The organism is Arthrobacter saudimassiliensis (assembly GCF_059090665.1).
Genome location: NZ_JBNHFX010000001.1, coordinates 752,766 through 770,481, shown reverse-complemented (window position 1 = coordinate 770,481; position 17,716 = coordinate 752,766). Strand labels below are relative to the sequence as shown.

Annotated in this window: 17 protein-coding genes; 11 read left to right on the top strand and 6 right to left on the bottom strand. The window is 69.4% G+C overall.

All coding sequences use genetic code 11. The features are described from left to right. Positions 1-61 precede the first annotated feature (61 nt). The gene (locus AC5RV6_RS03545; RefSeq protein WP_494005893.1) at positions 62-970 is read left to right on the top strand and encodes a M23 family metallopeptidase; all 909 of its coding nucleotides are present in this window, start codon (positions 62-64) and stop codon (positions 968-970) included. Positions 971-988: 18 nt separating this feature from the next. Here the strand turns inward: AC5RV6_RS03545 and AC5RV6_RS03540 are convergent, their stop codons facing one another. After that, the gene (locus AC5RV6_RS03540) at positions 989-1,948 is read right to left on the bottom strand and encodes a diacylglycerol/lipid kinase family protein (protein WP_494005892.1); all 960 of its coding nucleotides are present in this window, start codon (positions 1,946-1,948) and stop codon (positions 989-991) included. 127 nt (positions 1,949-2,075) lie between these two features. Between AC5RV6_RS03540 and AC5RV6_RS03535 the strand changes: the two genes are divergently transcribed. From AC5RV6_RS03535 to AC5RV6_RS03490, 10 genes are all read left to right on the top strand, one after another. Further along, positions 2,076-2,849 (top strand): SGNH/GDSL hydrolase family protein, encoded by a 774-nt coding sequence (locus tag AC5RV6_RS03535; RefSeq protein ID WP_494005891.1) that lies wholly within the window; start codon positions 2,076-2,078, stop codon positions 2,847-2,849. Positions 2,850-2,999: 150 nt separating this feature from the next. Next, entirely contained in the window at positions 3,000-4,556 is a 1,557-nt protein-coding gene (locus AC5RV6_RS03530; RefSeq protein WP_494005890.1) for an MFS transporter, read from the top strand. Positions 4,557-4,586: 30 nt separating this feature from the next. Beyond that, on the top strand, positions 4,587-5,102 hold the full coding sequence (locus AC5RV6_RS03525; protein WP_494005889.1) for a MarR family winged helix-turn-helix transcriptional regulator: 516 nt from the start codon (positions 4,587-4,589) through the stop codon (positions 5,100-5,102). 62 nt (positions 5,103-5,164) lie between these two features. Beyond that, positions 5,165-6,295, top strand: a complete 1,131-nt coding sequence (locus tag AC5RV6_RS03520) for a glucose-1-phosphate adenylyltransferase family protein (RefSeq protein ID WP_494005888.1) — start codon at positions 5,165-5,167, stop codon at positions 6,293-6,295. Between the two features lie 354 nt (positions 6,296-6,649). Then, on the top strand, positions 6,650-6,886 hold the full coding sequence (rpmB, locus tag AC5RV6_RS03515) for a 50S ribosomal protein L28 (protein WP_494005887.1): 237 nt from the start codon (positions 6,650-6,652) through the stop codon (positions 6,884-6,886). Continuing rightward, complete coding sequence (gene rpmG, locus AC5RV6_RS03510; protein ID WP_003798558.1) at positions 6,886-7,053, top strand: 50S ribosomal protein L33; 168 nt, start codon at positions 6,886-6,888, stop codon at positions 7,051-7,053. Before rpmB ends, rpmG begins: the two co-directional genes overlap by 1 nt. Next, on the top strand, positions 7,054-7,359 hold the full coding sequence (rpsN, locus tag AC5RV6_RS03505; protein ID WP_494005886.1) for a 30S ribosomal protein S14: 306 nt from the start codon (positions 7,054-7,056) through the stop codon (positions 7,357-7,359). A gap of 258 nt (positions 7,360-7,617) precedes the next feature. Next, positions 7,618-7,902, top strand: coding sequence for an HU family DNA-binding protein (locus tag AC5RV6_RS03500; protein ID WP_494005885.1), 285 nt, complete (start codon positions 7,618-7,620; stop codon positions 7,900-7,902). Between the two features lie 97 nt (positions 7,903-7,999). Beyond that, entirely contained in the window at positions 8,000-10,105 is a 2,106-nt protein-coding gene (locus AC5RV6_RS03495) for a bifunctional copper resistance protein CopD/cytochrome c oxidase assembly protein (protein ID WP_494005884.1), read from the top strand. Then, positions 10,102-11,982 carry an NHL domain-containing thioredoxin family protein gene (locus tag AC5RV6_RS03490; RefSeq protein WP_494005883.1) on the top strand — a complete coding sequence of 627 codons (1,881 nt, stop codon included), beginning with the start codon at positions 10,102-10,104 and terminating at the stop codon, positions 11,980-11,982. Before AC5RV6_RS03495 ends, AC5RV6_RS03490 begins: the two co-directional genes overlap by 4 nt. Positions 11,983-12,074: 92 nt before the next feature. On the opposite strand, the gene AC5RV6_RS03485 is transcribed toward AC5RV6_RS03490, so the two are convergent. The 5 genes from AC5RV6_RS03485 to AC5RV6_RS03465 all read right to left on the bottom strand — a co-directional run bounded on the left by AC5RV6_RS03485 (position 12,075) and on the right by AC5RV6_RS03465 (position 17,595). Next, positions 12,075-13,058, bottom strand: coding sequence for a hypothetical protein (locus AC5RV6_RS03485; protein WP_494005882.1), 984 nt, complete (start codon positions 13,056-13,058; stop codon positions 12,075-12,077). 95 nt (positions 13,059-13,153) lie between these two features. Beyond that, on the bottom strand, positions 13,154-14,428 hold the full coding sequence (locus AC5RV6_RS03480; protein ID WP_494005881.1) for an ABC transporter ATP-binding protein: 1,275 nt from the start codon (positions 14,426-14,428) through the stop codon (positions 13,154-13,156). 39 nt (positions 14,429-14,467) lie between these two features. Continuing rightward, complete coding sequence (locus AC5RV6_RS03475) at positions 14,468-15,310, bottom strand: carbohydrate ABC transporter permease (RefSeq protein ID WP_494005880.1); 843 nt, start codon at positions 15,308-15,310, stop codon at positions 14,468-14,470. Beyond that, entirely contained in the window at positions 15,311-16,279 is a 969-nt protein-coding gene (locus AC5RV6_RS03470; protein ID WP_494005879.1) for a carbohydrate ABC transporter permease, read from the bottom strand. Then, positions 16,276-17,595: a sugar ABC transporter substrate-binding protein gene (locus tag AC5RV6_RS03465; protein ID WP_494005878.1), complete on the bottom strand. Its 1,320-nt coding sequence runs from the start codon at positions 17,593-17,595 to the stop codon at positions 16,276-16,278. Before AC5RV6_RS03465 ends, AC5RV6_RS03470 begins: the two co-directional genes overlap by 4 nt. Positions 17,596-17,716 lie beyond the last annotated feature (121 nt).

Here is a 17,716-nt window from a genome sequence, read left to right as displayed (position 1 = left end):
GCCGCCATTCGCACCCCTGAGGCCCACTGACTCTGACCGCGCCTCACACTGGAATGATGCTTTGACCAGGAACCACACGTTCTTTTCCCCTTCTTTTTCCCTGGACGCCCTCCACGCCGTCGGCTCGGCCATCGAGTCGGAGGCGGATGCCGTCCGCGAAACCTCCCACGCCGCGGCCGGGCAGGTGCAGCAGCACGGCCGCCGTGCGCGGCGGCGTGCCCTGCACTGGGCCGCCGGCTCGCGCGGGGGCGGGCTGCCCGCCGGACTGCAGCGACGCCTGGGCGAGGGCACCCGGCGCCTGGCGATCCTCGGCGGGACCGCCGCCGTCGCCCTCGGGGTCGTGGTGGCCGGCACAGCCTCAGCCGCCCAGCAGCCGCTGCCGCTGATGCGGGCCGTTTCGGTCGAGGAGCTGGACCAGGCCGACGACGGCGCCGAGGCCACCGACGGCACCGCAGCTGAGGGCGGCGGCGAGGGCAGCGGCGGCGAGGGCGCCGGCGGTGACGGCGGCGGCACCGGGTCCACGCAGCCGCTCGAAGCCCCTGCCGCCGAGCCCGCGCCGGAACCCGCCCCCGAAGCCGAAGCGCCCCGCCCCAACGTGCCCTTGGACACGATGGAGATCACCTCGAACTTCGGCTGGCGCAACATCTTCGGCTCGGAGTTCCACACCGGAACCGACTTCAGCGCCGTCACCGGAACCCCGGTCAAGGCGGCACGGGCCGGAACGGTCGTCTACGCGCACTGGCACTACGAGGGCGGCGGCGGCCTGCGGATCGTCATCGACCACGGTGACGGGTTCACCAGCACCTACAACCACCTCAGCGCCATCGACGTCAGCGAAGGCCAGTGGGTCGACTTCAACCAGCACATCGGAGCGGTCGGCTCCACCGGCAACTCCACCGGCCCGCACCTGCACTTCGAGGTGCTCCGCGACGGAGACTATGTCGACCCCATGGCCTGGCTGGCCGCCTAGACCGCCCGGAAGCCGGGCTCAGGGCTCCGGGTTGGTCAGGACCGCCGGGTCCTTCTTCCCGTAGGGCATCCGGATGCGCAGGGCGTTGGGATCCATTTCGAACAGGATGTGCGTGGCGTCGCCGAGATGGTCCCCGTCCATCTCGAACTCCAGCGGCGAGTCCGCCCACACCTCGGCCCGCTTGCACTGGAAGTACTCCACGGCGGTGCCCTTGCCCCTGCCCCGGCGCAGCAGCCCGGCCACCACGCCGATCCAGCCGAGCCGGCCCTTGGGCGCCAGGGTCAGGATGTCCAGCAGCCCGTCGTCGATCCGGGCGCCCGGGAAGATCTCCAGCCCGCCGGTGATCTTTCCGCAGTTGCCGCCCATGACGCTGCGCAGCCGGCGCTGGATCGGCTTGCCGCCGTCGATCGAAATGGTGGTCCGCACCGGCTTGCCGGGCAGGTTGCGGATGCCGGCGTCGACGTAGGCCAGCCAGCCGATCCGGTCCTTGAGCTCGTCGCGGGTATCGGCCATCATGCCGGCGTCGTAGCCCAGGCCCGCCATGACCAGGAAGATGTCGCTGTCCACGGCCTCGTCGACGGTCACATGCACGACGTCGATGCGCCGCTCGGTGCCGGTCAGCGCGGCGCGTACCGCCTGCGCCGGGTCGTCGACGCCGATGTCGAGGTTGCGGGCCAGCAGGTTCCCGGTGCCCAGCGGCAGCAGCCCCATCGGGGTGTCCGTTCCGGCGAGCTCCGCGGCCACGCAGCGCACCGTGCCGTCGCCGCCGGCGGCGATGACCAGGTCCACCTGCTCCTCGAGTGCCCGGCGCGCCTGGCCGTGTCCGGGGTCCTCCACCGTGGTCTCGAACCACAGCGGCTCCTCCCAGCCCTCCTCGCGGAAGACCTGCGCGGTCAGGGCCCGGATATCCACGTCGGTCCGCTTGCTGGGATTGACGACGACGGCGGCGCGTCGTCCGGCCGGAGCTGAGGGTGCCATGGAGTCCTTTTTCGGTCGTGGGGCAGTCGCGCCCGGCAGCCCGGGCGCGCCGTCGCGCTGGTTCGAGTCTAGACGCACGCGCCCCGCGGAAACGGGACGGGCCCCCAAGTGGAAGTACCCTGACTAGGTGAGATTTACGCATCGATACGTGGCATTGGGAGATTCGTTCACCGAGGGAGTGGGGGACTGGGACGACTCCCGGCCCAACGGGGTACGCGGCTGGGCGGACCGGGTCGCCGAGCAGCTCTCCGCTGCCGACCGGGGCTGGGGATACGCGAACCTGGCGATCCGCGGACGCAAGCTGCACCAGGTCCTGGCGGAGCAGATCGAGCCGGCCCTGGCGATGGAGCCGACCCTGGTCACCATCTACGCCGGCGGGAATGACATCCTTCGCCCCAAGGTGGACATCGATTCCCTGGTGGCCGCCTACGGAGAGGGTGTGGCCAGGCTGCGTGCCTCCGGCGCGGCGGTGCTGGTCTTCACCGGCTTCGACTCCGGCTCCGCCCCGCTGATCGGCACCACCCGGGGCCGCACCGCGATCTACAACGAGCTGGTGCGCGAAATGGCCGAGGACCAGGGAGCCGAGCTGGTCGACTACTGGCGGATGCGGCAGCTGCAGGACGAACGCTACTGGGACGTGGACCGGCTGCATATGTCCGCAGCGGGGCACATCCTCGTGGCCAAGAAGGTCCTGGAGGTGCTGCGCAGCGCCGACACGATCGACGTCCCCGAGCTTGAAACGCAGGCGGCCCGAGGCCGGCTGGACCAGCTGCGGCACGACGCCCGGTGGGCCAGGGAGTACTTCGGGCCCTGGATCGGGCGCCGGCTGCGGGGCGTCTCCTCCGGTGACGGCATGAGCCCGAAATACCCTCAGCTGCGCTCACTGCAGCCGGTCGGCTGAGCCCGCCGGAGCAGGGGCCGCCCCGCCCGGGCGGCGCCCCTGAGCGGCCCCCCGATTTCGTCAGTGTGCTGATGATTCCCTAGAATCAAGTGCTTATCCGGTGAACCGCCGGGGATAAGCACTGCACGCACACGCATGAGGGGGAACCAAATGCCCGCCGAGCCGCCCAGCAATCCGCCCGCAGCAGCAGCCGCCAGGCCGCGCCGCCGTCCGCTCCGACGGCGCCGGCTCGAAGTCGAAGACGTCAACGTCGTCGACCACGCCATGATGAAAAAGGCCGTCGGCGGCACCGTCGTCGGCAACACCATGGAATGGTTCGACATCGGCGTCTACGGCTACCTGGCCGTCACCATGGGCGCCGTCTTCCTGTCCGATGCGGATCCGCAGGCCCAGCTGCTGTTCAGCCTCGGCGTCTTCGCGGCCACCTTCATCGCCCGGCCGCTGGGCGGCGTCGTCTTCGGGCGTATCGGGGACCGGATCGGCAGGCAGAAGACCCTGGCCGCCACGCTGATCATGATGGCAGCGTCCACCTTCGTCATCGGCCTGCTGCCCGGCTACGCGCAGATCGGCATCGCCGCGCCGGTGCTGCTGGTGCTGATGAAGCTGCTGCAGGGCTTCTCCACCGGCGGCGAGTACGCCGGCGCCACCACCTTCGTCTCCGAATACGCCCCGGACAAGCGCCGGGGTTTCCTGGCCAGCATCCTGGACCTGGGCAGCTACATGGGCTTCGCCCTGGGGGCCGGCGTGGTGTCCGCGCTGCAGCTGACGCTCAGCGAGGAAACCATGCTCGAGTGGGGCTGGCGCATTCCGTTCCTGATCGCCGGGCCGCTGGGCGCCGTCGCCATCTACTTCCGCCTCAGGATCGAGGAATCCCCGGCCTTCCAGGCCACCCTGGACGCGCAGGAGGAAAGCGCCGCCACCGCCGCCGGTAAGGACCAGGACGCCGTCGCGCAGGGAACCTTCGGCATCTTCCGCACCTACTGGCGGGGCATCGTGCTGGCCATGGTGCTGGTGGCCGCCGCCAACACCGTCGGCTACGCGCTGACCTCGTACATGCCCTCCTACCTCACCGAGGCCAAGGGCTACGACCCGCTGCACGGCACCCTGCTGACCATCCCGGTGCTGGTGGCCATGGCCCTGTGCATTCCGCTCACCGGCCGGCTCTCCGACCGGATCGGCCGCCGCCCGGTGCTGTGGATGGGCGCCGGCTCCACCATCGTGCTGGCCGTGCCCGCCTTCCTGCTCATCGACCGCGGCCCGGTCTGGTCCACGCTGCTCGGCCTGGCCCTGCTGGCCGTGCCGGTGACCTTCTACGTCGCCAACCTCGCCTCGGCCCTGCCGGCCCTGTTCCCGACCGCCAGCCGTTACGGCGCCATGGGCATCGCCTACAACTTCGCGGTCGCCATCTTCGGCGGCACCGCCCCGCTGATCATGCAGGGCCTGATCGCCGCCACCGGCGACGACATGATGCCCGCGTACTACCTGATGCTCACCTCGGCCATCGGCGCCGTCGCGATCGGTGTCATGAAGGAATCGGCCCGGCGCCCGATGCCCGGTTCCATGCCCAGCGTGGCGACCGAGGAGGAGGCCCGCGAGCTGGTGGCCGGCCAGGACGAGAACCCGCTGCTCGACGTGGACGAGCTGCCCTTCGACCTGGTTGACGCACAGCGCGCGGAGGGATCCGCCGAATCCCCGGCCAACCGTTGAAGCCTCAACCAGCTGTGGAAGAATTGGACCATGGATGACGCATCCGGGCAGCCCGGCAGCCAGCAGGCCCCGCGCTGGCTGGCCCCCGAGGAACGCAGGGCATGGCTGGCCCTCTACGGGGTCACCCAGTGGCTCCCGGGCCGGCTCGACGCCGACCTCTTCCGCCGGGCCCGGATCACGCTGTTCGACTACCACGTCATGGCCATGGTCTCCGAAACCCCGGAACGCAAGCTGCCCATGAGCGAGCTGGCCGCCCGCTCCAACGCCTCCCTGTCCCGGCTCTCGCACGTGGTCAAGAAGCTCGAGGGCCGGGGCTGGATGCACCGCGCACCCTCGCCCGACGACGCACGCGTCACCACCGCCGAGCTGACCGACGAAGGGTTCGCGGCGATCCGGGAACTGGCCCCCGGCCACGTCGAAGCCGTCCGGACCGCCGTGTTCGACGGCCTGGACGCGAAGGACATCGCGGACCTGGAGCGGATCGGGAGCAGGATCCTGCGGCGCCTGGACCCGGGCAACACCTTCATGTCCCGGCCGGACGCCTAGCCCTCGGTCGGGCGCGCCCCCCGCCGTCGACCATCAACGCCGACCCGAGAGGAAACGCACCCATGCGCACCCCACGGATACTGACCGTCATCCTCGCCGGTGGCTCCGGAGGCCGCCTCGGCAGCCTGACGGACCACCGCGCCAAGCCGGCCATGCCGGTCGCCGGCTCCTACAGCCTCATCGACATCGCCCTGTCCAACCTGCACAACAGCGGGTTCGGCGATGTCTGGATCGTGGAGCAGTACCAGCCCAAGTCCCTGAACGACCAGCTGGTCAGCGGCCGGCCCTGGGACCTGGACCGCACCAACGGGGGACTGCGCGTGCTGCCGCCGTTCCAGGGCGGGGAGGGGGAGGGCTTCGCCGAAGGCAATGCCGATGCCCTGCACCGGCAGGCGGACTACATCCGCGAGTTCGACCCCGACCTGGTGCTGGTGCTCAGCGCCGACCATCTGTATTCCCTGGACTACCGCGACGTCGTCGAGACCCACCGGAACGCCGGCGCGGACCTGACCGTCGTCACCAACCGGATCCGGAACAACCCCTCACAGCACGGGGTGGTCGAGGTGCGGGACGGGCGGGTCACCGGGTTCGAGTACAAGCCCGAGGAACCGAAGAGCGACCTGGTGGCGGCGGAGGTCTTCCTTTACGACGCCGCCGTGCTGCTGGACACCATGGATGCGCTCGCTGCCGAACACGGGCAGCTGGAGGACTACGGCGACCAGCTGGTGCCCTGGCTGGTGGAGCACCGCACCGTGGCCGAGCACCGGCTCGAGGGGTACTGGCGGGACATGGGCACCCCGGCCAGCTACCACGAAGCGCATATGGACCTGCTGGAGGGCCGCGGCCTGAACTTCGACGACCCCCGCTGGCCGATCCTCAGCGCCAGCCCCCGCCGGCTGCCCGGCTTCGTGGGGGAGCAGGCCGAGGTCCGCACCAGCCTGCTGGCCCCCGGCTCACGGGTGGACGGCACGCTCGTCCGCAGCGTTGTCGGCCCCGGAACCGTGGTTGAAGCCGGGGCGGAGGTGGACTCCTGCGTCCTGCTGGACAATGTGATGGTTCCCTCAGGTGCCCGGCTGCGGAACCTGGTGGTGGACTCCGGCGTCGAGGTCCCCGCGGACGCGGTGATCGACGGCGCCGGCGGCGACACCGGCATCGGCGTCATGGCCCGCAACGGCGACGTGGAGCGCAGCTGACCCGCTGTGCCGCGGCCCACAGGGCGGCCCTGCCCGGCGGGCCGCCCGCAGGCCCGGTTTGAATGATTCGGTCCGGCACCCTATGATGGTGGGGCGTTAACCCACGTCGTGGACCGCCCTGCCTGGCAGGGCGTCATTTGCGTGGGCGTCCGTTTGAACCTAGAATTGAAGGCTGTTGTCGGGCTCCCCGGCGGCAACCCGAACTTCACCGTCTTCCCCGCGGCGAGGCACTTCGGCTGGATCTCACCCCGCCAGGTCAACCTCCGGAAAGTCGCAGTAATAACGGTGTCAAAACTGGTGGCGGGACGCTCTTCGTGAGGGACCGCCATATTTACTACTACTGGAGGAGAGATCATGGCAGCTTACTGCCAGGTAACCGGAGCCGTTCCCGGCTTTGGTCACAGCATTTCGCACTCGCACCGCCGCAACAAGCGCCGGTTCGATCCGAACATTCAGAAGAAGCGCTACTGGGTTCCGTCCCTGCGGCGCAACGTGACGCTGCAGGTTTCGGCCCGCGGCATCAAGACCATCGACGTGCGCGGCATTGACGCGGTCGTCGCGGAACTGCTTGCGAAGGGCGTGAAGCTGTAGTGGCCAAGGACAAGGACGTACGTCCGATCATCAAGCTGAAGTCCACCGCCGGCACCGGGTACACCTACGTGACCCGCAAGAACCGCCGCAACGATCCGGATCGTCTGGTCCTGAAGAAGTACGACCCGAAGATCCGTCAGCACGTCGAATTCCGCGAGGAGCGCTAAATGGCAAAGAAGTCCAAGATTGCCCGCAACGAGCAGCGAAAGCTCGTCGTCGAGCGCTACGCCGCCAAGCGCGCTGAGCTGAAGAAGACCCTGGTCGATCCGAACGCGACCGACGAGGCCCGCGAAGAGGCCCGCCTGGGCCTGCAGAAGCTGCCCCGCAACGCCTCCCCGGTTCGCCTGCGCAACCGCGACCAGATCGACGGGCGTCCCCGCGGCACCCTCCAGAAGTTCGGCATCTCCCGTGTCCGCTTCCGCGACATGGCGCACGCCGGCGAACTGCCCGGCATCAAGAAGTCCAGCTGGTAGGCAACGCCTGAGAGCTGCGGAAGGACGGCACCCCGTAAGGGGCGCCGTCCTTCCGGCGTTAACGGCCGTGCCGGCCGGTTCACCTGTTCGCCGCGCATCCGGGGCCCCAAACGCGCGGAAATCCGGAAAAACCCCTGAAAATCAGCGGAATTTGGCGTCCGGCGTCCTGCCAAGCTGGTAAGTTTCCAACAGAGGCGGAACCGCAGAAGCGGACCGCACATGCACCGCCGCACACCAAAGAGTCCAGGAGGACATAAATTGGCTATGAACCGCAGTGAACTTGTTGCCGCTGTCGCTGAGAAGTCCGGCAACAGCCAGACCGCAGTGAACGGCGTCCTCGACGCAGTGTTCGATATCTTCGCCAACTCCGTCGCCAACGGCGAGAAGATCACCATCCCGGGCTGGCTCGCCGTCGAGCGCACCGACCGTGCCGCCCGCACCGGCCGCAACCCGCAGACCGGCGAGACCATCCAGATCCCCGCCGGCCACAGCGTCAAGCTGACCGCCGGCTCGAAGCTGAAGGCCGCCGTCGCCAAGAAGTAGTTCTTTCAGAACACCACGGCAGGGGCCGGTGCATCTGCACCGGCCCCTTCGCCGTCTCCGGCCCCCCGATTGGCCCGCCCGGTTCCGGGGGTAGAGAATGGATACCGTGCCAAACTCTGCCAAGACCGAGACTGCCCGGCGCCCCGACGGCGCCGCCGCGGGGACCGAATCCGCCGGGGCGGGACTCAAGCCGGGCTGGCTTGCCGCGGCGGCCGCGGCCCTGCTGCTGGCGATGACCGCCGCGCTGCTGTTCAGCGGCGCCGCAGCCGCACAGCAGCTCGCCGATCCGGGGGCCCTGACCCGGTGGGCCCTGCCGGTGGCCAAGGGCCTGAACAACGTCGCCATGGCCGCCGTGATCGGCGCCCTGGTCTTCGCGCTGTTCATCCTGCCCAAGGACCGCGCCACCCGCCGCGGGCACAAGCTCCGCCCCGACGAGCCCGAGCATCCGGCCTTTACCCGCGCGCTGTCGCTGGCCGGCGGCGCCGCCGCCGTCTGGACCCTCGCGGCCCTCGGCGTGCTGGTCTTCACGTACTCCGATGTCTCCGGCCTGCCGCTGAGCGCGGACCCGGCGTACACCTCCGGCCTGGCCTCGTTCCTCACCGACTTCGCCGTCGGCCGGGCCTGGCTGGCGGTCAGCATCCTCGCCGCCGTCACCGCGACGCTGACCTTCGGCGTCCGTTCCCTGGGCGGGCTGGCCTTCACCGCCGTCCTGGCGTTCGCCGCCCTGCTGCCCATCGCCCTGACCGGGCACTCCGCCGGCGGCGACGACCACAGCGCCGCCGTCAACTCCATCGGCCTGCACCTGCTGGGCGTCTGCCTCTGGATCGGCGGCATCATCGTGCTCGCCTTCATCTCCCGCCAGCTGGACGGGTTCCTCGAACCCGTGCTGCGGCGCTACTCCGCGCTGGCCGGATTCGCGTTCTTCCTGGTCCTCGCCTCCGGCGTGATCAACTCCCTGCTGCGCATCACCACCCTGGAGCAGCTCGGCAGCCGCTGGGGCATGCTGGTCGCCGTCAAAGCGGCCCTGACCCTGCTGCTGGGCGTGCTGGGCTTCATGCACCGGCGATGGGTGATCCCGCAGCTCGGCCGAATGAGTGCCCGGCGGGTCCTGTGGCAGCTGATCGCCGTGGAACTGCTGATCATGGGCGCCGTCTCCGGCGTCGCCGTCGCCCTGGGCCGCACGGCCACGCCCCGGCCGGAGGAACTCCCGCCGGACGCAACGCCCGCCCGCATCCTGACCGGCTACGACCTGCCGCCGGAGCTGACCGGGGAACGGTACCTGACCGAGTGGCGGTTCGACTGGCTGTGGGTGGCCATCGTGATCACCCTGGCCGTGGCCTACCTGCGCGGGGCCGCGAAGCTGCGCCGCCGCGGCGACAAATGGCCGGTGCACCGCACCGTCTGCTGGCTGATCGGCCTGCTTGCCCTCACCTACGTGACCAGCGGCGCGCCGGCCGTGTACGGGGCGGTGCTGTTCAGCACGCACATGCTCGGCCACATGGCGATGACCATGGTGGTGCCGCTGTTCCTGGTCCTGGGCGCGCCGGTGACGCTGGCGCTGAAGGCCCTGACCCCGCGCGGGGACGGAACCCGGGGCCTGCGCGAGTGGATCCTCATCGGCGTGCACTCCACCTACTCGAAGATCATCACCAACCCCATCTTCGCGGCGATCAACTTCGCCGGATCGATCATCATCTTCTACTACTCGGACCTCTTCGGGTTCGCGCTGCGCGAGCACGTCGGCCACGAGCTGATGGTCGTCCACTTCGTGCTCACCGGGTACATCTTCGTCCTGACCATGATCGGCATCGACCCGCTGCCCAAGCGCTTCCCGTACCCCATGCGGCTGGTGGTGCTGCTGGCCACCATGGCCTTCCACGCGTTCTTCGGCGTGGCCGTGATGGGCCAGACCTCGCTGATCCAGGCCTCCTACTTCGGGGCCATGGGCCACGACTGGGGCTTCAGCGCCCTCGAGGACCAGCAGACCGGCGGTGCGATCATGTGGGGCGTGGGAGAGGTCCCCACCCTGATCGTCGCCATCCTCGTCGCCTATCAGTGGTCCCGTGATGACGCCCGCGAAACAAAACGCAGTGATCGGGCGGCCGCACGGAATAATGATGCGGACCTGGCCGCTTACAACGACATGTTCGCCAAGCTGGCCGAACGTGACGCCAGGACCGAGAACCGAGGAGATCGTCCATGACCGAAACCGTGCACGCCGGATACCGGGTGCGTGCCTCCGAACTGGTGGGCCGCAACTGGCTCAACACCGGCGGAGCGCAGCTGCAGCTCGAGGACCTGCGCGGCAAGGTCGTACTGCTGGACTTCTGGACCTTCTGCTGCATCAACTGCCTGCACGTGCTCGATGAGCTGCGCCCGCTCGAGGAAAAGTACTCCGACGTCCTGGTGACCGTGGGCGTCCACTCGCCCAAGTTCGAGCACGAGGCGGACCCGGAGGCGCTGGCCGCCGCCGTCGAACGCTACGAGATCCACCACCCCGTCCTGGACGACCCCGAGCTCGCCACCTGGCAGGCCTACACCGCCCGTGCCTGGCCCACCCTCGTGGTGGTGGACCCGGAGGGCTACATCGTCGCCCACCTGTCCGGCGAGGGCCACGCCGCCGGGCTGGACTCGCTGGTCGCCGAGCTGGTCGCCGAGCACGAAGCGAAGGGCACGCTGCACCGCGGCGACGGCCCCTACGTCCCGGCCGAGCCCACCGCCGGAGACCTGCGCTTCCCGGGCAAGGCCGTGGCCCTGCCCGAAGGCAGCTTCCTGGTCGCCGACACCGGCCACCACCGGCTCGTGGAGCTGGAGTCCGACCTGGCCACCGTCCGCCGCGTCATCGGCGACGGCACCAAGGGCTGGCGCGACGGCGATGCCGGCACCGCCCGCTTCAACGAACCCCAGGGCCTGGCTGTGCTTCCCGCAGCCGTCGCCGAGAAGGCCGGGTACGACGTCGTCGTCGCCGACACCGTCAACCACCGGCTGCGCGGGGTGCGGCTGGCCGACGGCACGGTGACCACGCTTGCCGGCAACGGCGTGCAGCGGCTCCTGGACGCCGGGCAGGAGCTGGGGCCGGACCCGCTGAACGTCAGCCTGTCCTCGCCCTGGGACGCCCTGTTCTCCACGGCGCTCGACACCGTGGTCGTGGCCATGGCCGGCACCCACCAGATCTTCAGCTTCGATCCGCTCACCGGCGCCGTCGCCGTCCTGGCCGGCACCGGACTGGAGGGCCTGCTCGACGGTCCCGGCTCCGAAGCCTGGTTCGCCCAGTCCTCCGGGCTGGCGCAGGACGCCGAAGGCCGGATCTGGGTGGCCGACTCCGAAACCTCCGCCCTGCGGGTGCTGACCCCGCAGCCGGACGGCACCGTGCAGGTGGACACCGCCATCGGCAGCGGACTGTTCGACTTCGGCTTCCGCGACGGCCCGGCCGCCGAGGCGCGCCTGCAGCACCCGCTGGGCACCGCGATCCTGCCTGACGGCTCCGTGGCCGTCGCCGACACCTACAACGGCGCCGTGCGGCGGTACGACCCGGCCTCCGGCACCGTCTCCACCCTGGCCCGGGGACTGGCCGAGCCCTCCGGCGTCCTGCTGGACACCGCGGCCGCGGAGCCCCTGCTGATCGTGGTCGAGGCCAACCGGCACCAGCTGGTACGCGTTCCCATTCCGCGGGAGGCGCAGTCGGTGGACGAAGGCGCGCGCCAGACGCAGCGCCCGAAGACCGCCGTCGCGCCGGGCCCGCTGGCGCTGACCGTACGTTTCAAGGCCCCCACGGGCCAGAAGCTGGACGACCGCTGGGGCGATCCCACGCAGCTGAAGATCTCCTCCTCGCCGGAGTCCCTGCTCATCTCGGGAGGGGGCACCTCCACCGGCCTGGTCCGCGAGCTGGTCCTCTCCGATGAGGTGGCGGAGGGGGTCCTGCACATCACCGCCCGGGCGGCGGCCTGCGACGGGGAGCCCGGCGGCGAGATCCCCGACCACGCGGCCTGCCACCTGTACCAGCAGGACTGGGGCATCCCGGTCAGCATCGAGGCCGACGGGGTCAGCGAGCTGACCCTGGACCTGCGCGGCATGGACTGAGTCCGCGCGGCCGGCGAACCGGCAGCTGATGCACAGGAGGCCCTCCCCGGCGGGGAGGGCCTCCTGTGCTGTTTGCGGCCGGGAGGGCCGCCCTAGTCGACCAGCGGCGTGAGGACGGCGGAGTCCTGGCCCACCGAGAGGCGGGCGGCGAAGCTGAAGTCCGTCTCGGCCACCAGCGGCTTCTTCGCCCCGGTGAACAGATCGGTTTCGGTGGCGGTGACCTTGGCACGCCCGTTCAGCGGCGCCACCACCCAGGCCTGGTTCCCTGCGGAAATCTCCACCTCCGGATACTCGGTGATCTCCCAGGTGATGGGCTCCTCCACCCGGTTGTTCGTGAAGTGGTAGAAGGGGCAGCCCGGCGGGGCCAGGCGGCTTTGTCCGTCCGTGCAGCCGTCGAGGAAGCCCCGCACCTGTTCCTGCACGTCCTCCACGAGGGCCGGCGTCGCCCGGGTGCTCAGGGGCAGGCGCGCGGAGGCGTCGGAGGATTCGACGACGGCGGCCTCCTCCGGCGCTTCGAAGTACTTGCTGGCGTAGGAGGCACCCACCCGTCCGGGGTAGAACGCCGCGAAGGTGCCGGTGCCCTCCGGCAGGGCCACCCGCGCGCCGTTGACGCCGGCCTCGGCGAGGTTCGGCGCGCTGACCTGCACCGTGGGCAGGGTGGACGGGACGAACTCCCATCGGGTGAAGAACAGCCAGCTGGTGCCGGCCCGGCGGAGGGCGAATTCGGTCCTGCCCTCGGAGCCGTCCAGCGTGTAGGTCACGGCCACCGGCACCTGGTCGCCGGACGCGCCGCCGGCGGAGATGTCCTGCACCTGCAGATCCGTGACGGACTGCGCCAGGGGTTCGCCGTCCAGCAGCGCCGCGTCCGCCCCCTCGGGGACCGCCGCGTTGAGCAGTCCGAGGGCGAGGCCGCCGTCACCGGCGCGCAGCGCGTCGAGGTACTCCTCGACCTTCGCCTCGGGCCCGTAGACGCGGGTATTGACGAGGTAGATGCTGACGGTCGCCGCCGCGACGGCGAGCATAAGCGCTGAGAGCCACGTCGTGACGGTCCGGACCAGTGGTGATGTTGCCTGCACCCGCTCAAGGTTACCTGCAGGACGGGCCCCGGCGCGGCGCGCAGGAGACCCGGCGGCGGGGATGAACCCCGCCGCCGGGCACCGTGCCGGCCCGGTCAGTCCTGGGCCGTGGCTACCTCCTGCTCCTGTTCCTCCCGTGCCATCGCGATCTCCTCGGCGCGCTGGCTGTTGGCCTCCTCGGTGAGCCGGGCCCCGGCGTCGGCGTCCCGGGTCAGGTTCTCGCCCGTCTCCGGATCGAAGATGTGGATCTTGCGGGTGTCCAGCCACAGCTCGGCGTCGCGGCCGCCGCGGATCCGGCTCGCCGCGTCCAGGGTGACGACCACCTGCGGCCGCAGCTCGTCGGCGTCCATGTCGCGGGCGAGGCTGTTGAGGAGCTCACGCACCTCCGGTGTCGGATCAAAGTGGATGTAGCCGTACTGTTCATTGCCCAGCCACTCGGTGTGGGTGATCGGGGCGGTGAAGGTGGAGCCGTGCGCCCGCTTGGACTCGTCGACCAGTGAGGCGTCCTCGAAGAACTCGGGCCGGATGCCGACCAGCACGACCTTCTTTCCGGCGGCCTTGGCCGCCTTCTCCGGAGGAATCCGGATATCGCCGACGGCGGTGCTCAGCGTGTTCTCGCCGGCGGGGGTGGCCGGCAGGAAGTTCATCGACGGGGAGCCGATGAAGCCGGCGACGAACAGGTTGACGGGCTGTTCGTAGAGTTCCCGCGGCGAGGCCACCTGCTGCAGTTCACCCTTCTTCAGCACGGCCACCCGGTCGCCCAGGGTCATGGCCTCGGTCTGGTCGTGGGTGACGTAGACGCTGGTGATGCCCAGCCGGCGCTGCATCTGCGAAATCTCCGAGCGCATCTGGCCGCGCAGCTTGGCGTCAAGGTTCGACAGCGGCTCATCGAACAGGAACGCGTCGGCCTGCCGGACGATCGCCCGGCCCATCGCGACGCGCTGCCGCTGGCCGCCGGAGAGGTTGCCCGGCTTGCGGTCCAGGTGCTCGGTCAGCTCCAGGGTGGACGCGGCGTCGGTGACCAGCTTCCGGATCTGGTCATCGGAGTATTTGCTTTTCTGCAGCCGCAGCGGGAAGGCGATGTTCTCGAAGACGGTCAGGTGCGGGTAGAGGGCATAGTTCTGGAACACCATGGCCAGGTTGCGGTCCCGGGGGGCCTTGTCGTTGACCCGCTCACCGTTGATGAGCAGGTCCCCGGAGGTGATGTCCTCCAGCCCGACGATCATCCGCAGCAGCGTCGACTTTCCACAGCCGGACGGGCCCACCAGGATGATGAACTCACCGTCGGCAATGTCCAGGGACACGTTGTTGACGGCCGGGAACCCGTCGCCGTACTTCTTGACCAGATTGTTGAGGGTGATGGATGCCATTTTGTTCGTGATCCTTTTCTATGTCCGGACGGCAGGGCGTCAGCCCTTGACGGCGCCCTGGGTGAGGCCGGAAACGATCTGCCGCTGGAACAGCAGCACCAGCACGACGACGGGGATGGTCACGATGATCGCCGCTGCGGAAATCGCGCCGGTCGGCTCCTCGAACTGGGACGCCCCAGTGAAGAACGCGAGTGCGGCGGGCACCGGGCGGGCGGCCTCGGTGGAGGTCAGCGAGATGCCGTACACGAAATCATTCCAGGCGATGAAGAAGGCGATGATCGCCGTCGTGAACACGCCCGGGGCGGCCAGCGGCACGATGGCCTTGCGGAACGCCTGCCACGTGGTGGCGCCGTCCACCTGCGCGGCCTGCTCCAGTTCCCAGGGGATCTGCCGGAAGAACGCTGCGAGCGTCCAGATGGAGATGGGCAGCGTCAGCGACAGGTAGGGGATGATCAGGCCGGGCCAGGTGTCGTAAAGGCCGATGTTCCGCCACAGGTTGAACAGCGGGGTGACGATCGAGATGACCGGGAAGATGGACACGCCCAGCGCCGTGGTCAGCACCAGCCGCTTGCCGGGGAAGTCCAGGCGGGCGATGGCGTAGGCGCACAGCGTGGCCAGGATGACGGCGATGAACGTGGCGATCAGGCAGATGCCCACCGAGTTGCGCAGGGCCGTCAGGAACAGTTCCTGGGCGTCGCCGACCAGGATCTGCTCGTAGTTGCCTGTGGTCCAGGTGGTCGGCAGGAAGGTGCCCGAGGTGAGCCCCGCGGGTGTCTTGAACGAGGTCGCCAGGATCGAGGCCACCGGGAACAGGGCGTAGAGGATGACCAGGACCGAGATGATCCCCCAGACGACCCGCTGGCGGGTGGATGATTTCTGCATCTAATTACCCCCTCGTGCACCGGACAGGTCCACCTTGAACAGCTTGATGGCGATGAAGCAGATCAGGATCACGCAGAGGAACAGCAGCACGGACACCGCCGAGCCGAGGCCGATTTCCAACCTGCTGATCGACGTCCGGTAGGCCAGCAGCGAGAGCACTTCCGTGCCGTAGGCGCCGTTGGTCATGATGTAGACGTTGTCAAAGATGCGGAAGGCATCCAGCGCACGGAACAGGACGGCGACCATGATGGCTGCCTTCATGTTGGGAATGATCACCCGGCTCATCCGCTGCCACCAGGTGGCGCCGTCGACGGCCGCCGCTTCGGTCAGCTCCCCGGGCACCTGCGCCAGGCCGGCCAGCAGCAGCAGGGAGATGAACGGCGTCGTCTTCCAGATCTCGGAGGCCATGATCACCGTGATGGCGGTGCCGAAGTCCGCGAACCAGTTCAGGTCCGGATTGATGCCGGGCACCCAGCTGAACCAGCTGTTGATGTACCCGGAGTTGATGTCGAAGGCGTAGAACCAGGCAAACGCCGAGACCACGGTGATGATCCCGTAGGGCACCAGGATGGCCGTGCGCAGCCAGCCCCGCACGGATTTCAGGGCACTGTTCATGACCAGGGCCAGGGCGAAGCCGAGGATCAGCTCGATGACCACCGTGACCACGGTGATCAGGGTGGTCACGCCCAGGTCCCGCCAGAAGACGCCGTCGGAGAGGATCACCGCGTAGTTGGTGAGGCCCACGAACTCGCGCTCGCCCGGAGCGGTGAGCCGGTAGCGGAAGAGCGAATCCCACAGGGCCAGCAGGATGGGATAGGCGGTGACGGCCAGCATGATGATGAACGCGGGGCCGGCCAGCCAGAACCCGAGCCGGCGCTCGGCCCGGGCGCGGTCGCTCAGTTTCTGCCGGCCGTTGCCGCCTCCGGTCTCCGCCGGCCTGCCGCGAAGGGTTTCAACGGAAGTGCTCACAGCAGTTTCTCCCCTCTGAGGACGGCCAGGATGAACTCCTGGCTTGTCTCCGGCGTGGTCTGCGGATCAACGTCGGCCGGCGGCGTCCAGGTCTGCTGGATGCCGGTCGATACCTCGTTGTAGTACGGAGTCTGCGGCCGGGGCTTGGCCAGCTCCAGGGACTCCCGGATGGTGTCCGCCATCGGGAAGGACTCCAGGGCGGCCTGGTCGTTGTAGGCGTCGGTGTTGGCCGGCGGGTTGCCGTTGCTCACGAAGTAGTACGCCTGGTTCTCCGGCTGGACGATGCACTCGATGGCGTCGTAGGCCAGGTCGGGGTACCTGCTGTCGGCGCCCACGCCGAGGTCGATCCCGCCCAGCGGGGGAGCTGTCTCCTCACCGGCGTTGACCTGGGGATAGAGCGCCCAGCCGATGTCGTCGATCAGCGTGGCCGGCAGCGACCCCTCCTCGACCGCGGCGTTGGTGGCGGGCCAGACGAACGGGTAGTTCACCATGAACGAACCCTGGTCGCCCTGGAACTGGACCATGGAGGTGTTTTCCGTCTGGGTGGGCAGGCCCGGCCCGCCCAGCCCCTCGGTGCCGATGGTCGAGACGATCTCAGCGGCCTGGGCGCCGGCCTCGGTGTCCAGGCCGAGCCGGATCTCGTCGGCCGGAGCCTCCGGGTTCTCCACAATGGCCCCGCCGGCCGATTCGACCAGGGCGTTGACCCACACGGTCATGGACTCGGCCCGGGCGCCCTGCACGCCCAGGTACTTGCCCTGGCTGCGGGCCGCCTCGATGATCTGGTCCCAGGTCACCGGCTGGGTCATGTCCAGGCCGGCCGCCTCCGCCACCGACTTGCGGTACCAGAGGATCTGGGTGTTGGCCCAGAACGGGACGGCCACGATTTCGTCGTTCCAGGTGGCGCCCTCCAGGGCGCCTTCCACGATGTTCTGCGTGGTGCGTTCGGCCACGTCCTCGGGCACGGGAGCCAGGAAGCCCGGCTCGGCCAGTTCGGGCACGAACGGCGGGTCCAGGCTCATGATGTCCATGGTCTGGTCTCCGGCCGCGAGCCGGCGGGCCAGCTGTTCCCGCTGGGACGCGGCGTCGCTGGGCAGAAGCGAGGTTTCGATGCGGTATTCGCCCTCGGCTGCGTCGGTGCAGCGTGAGGCGAGTTCGGCCTGCCCGCCGTCGTCGGGGTTGATGTACCAGGTCAGTGTCGGAGTGCCGTCATCCGCGGCGCAGCCGGTCAGGAGCGTGGCACCGACGGCCAGGACCAAGCCTGCTGCCGCCCGCGTTCCCCCGCGGCTGGAGCCCCGTTGTCTTGCAACCTTTGCCATGGGCGTGTGCCTCCACGTCGTTGTCGGCACGGGCTGTTCTCCCGTGGGCCGCAGGAATCGTCAGCAGCCTGTCGACTGACAGTATGCCCAAGACAGGAGGATTTTCCACTGAAAACCGGGC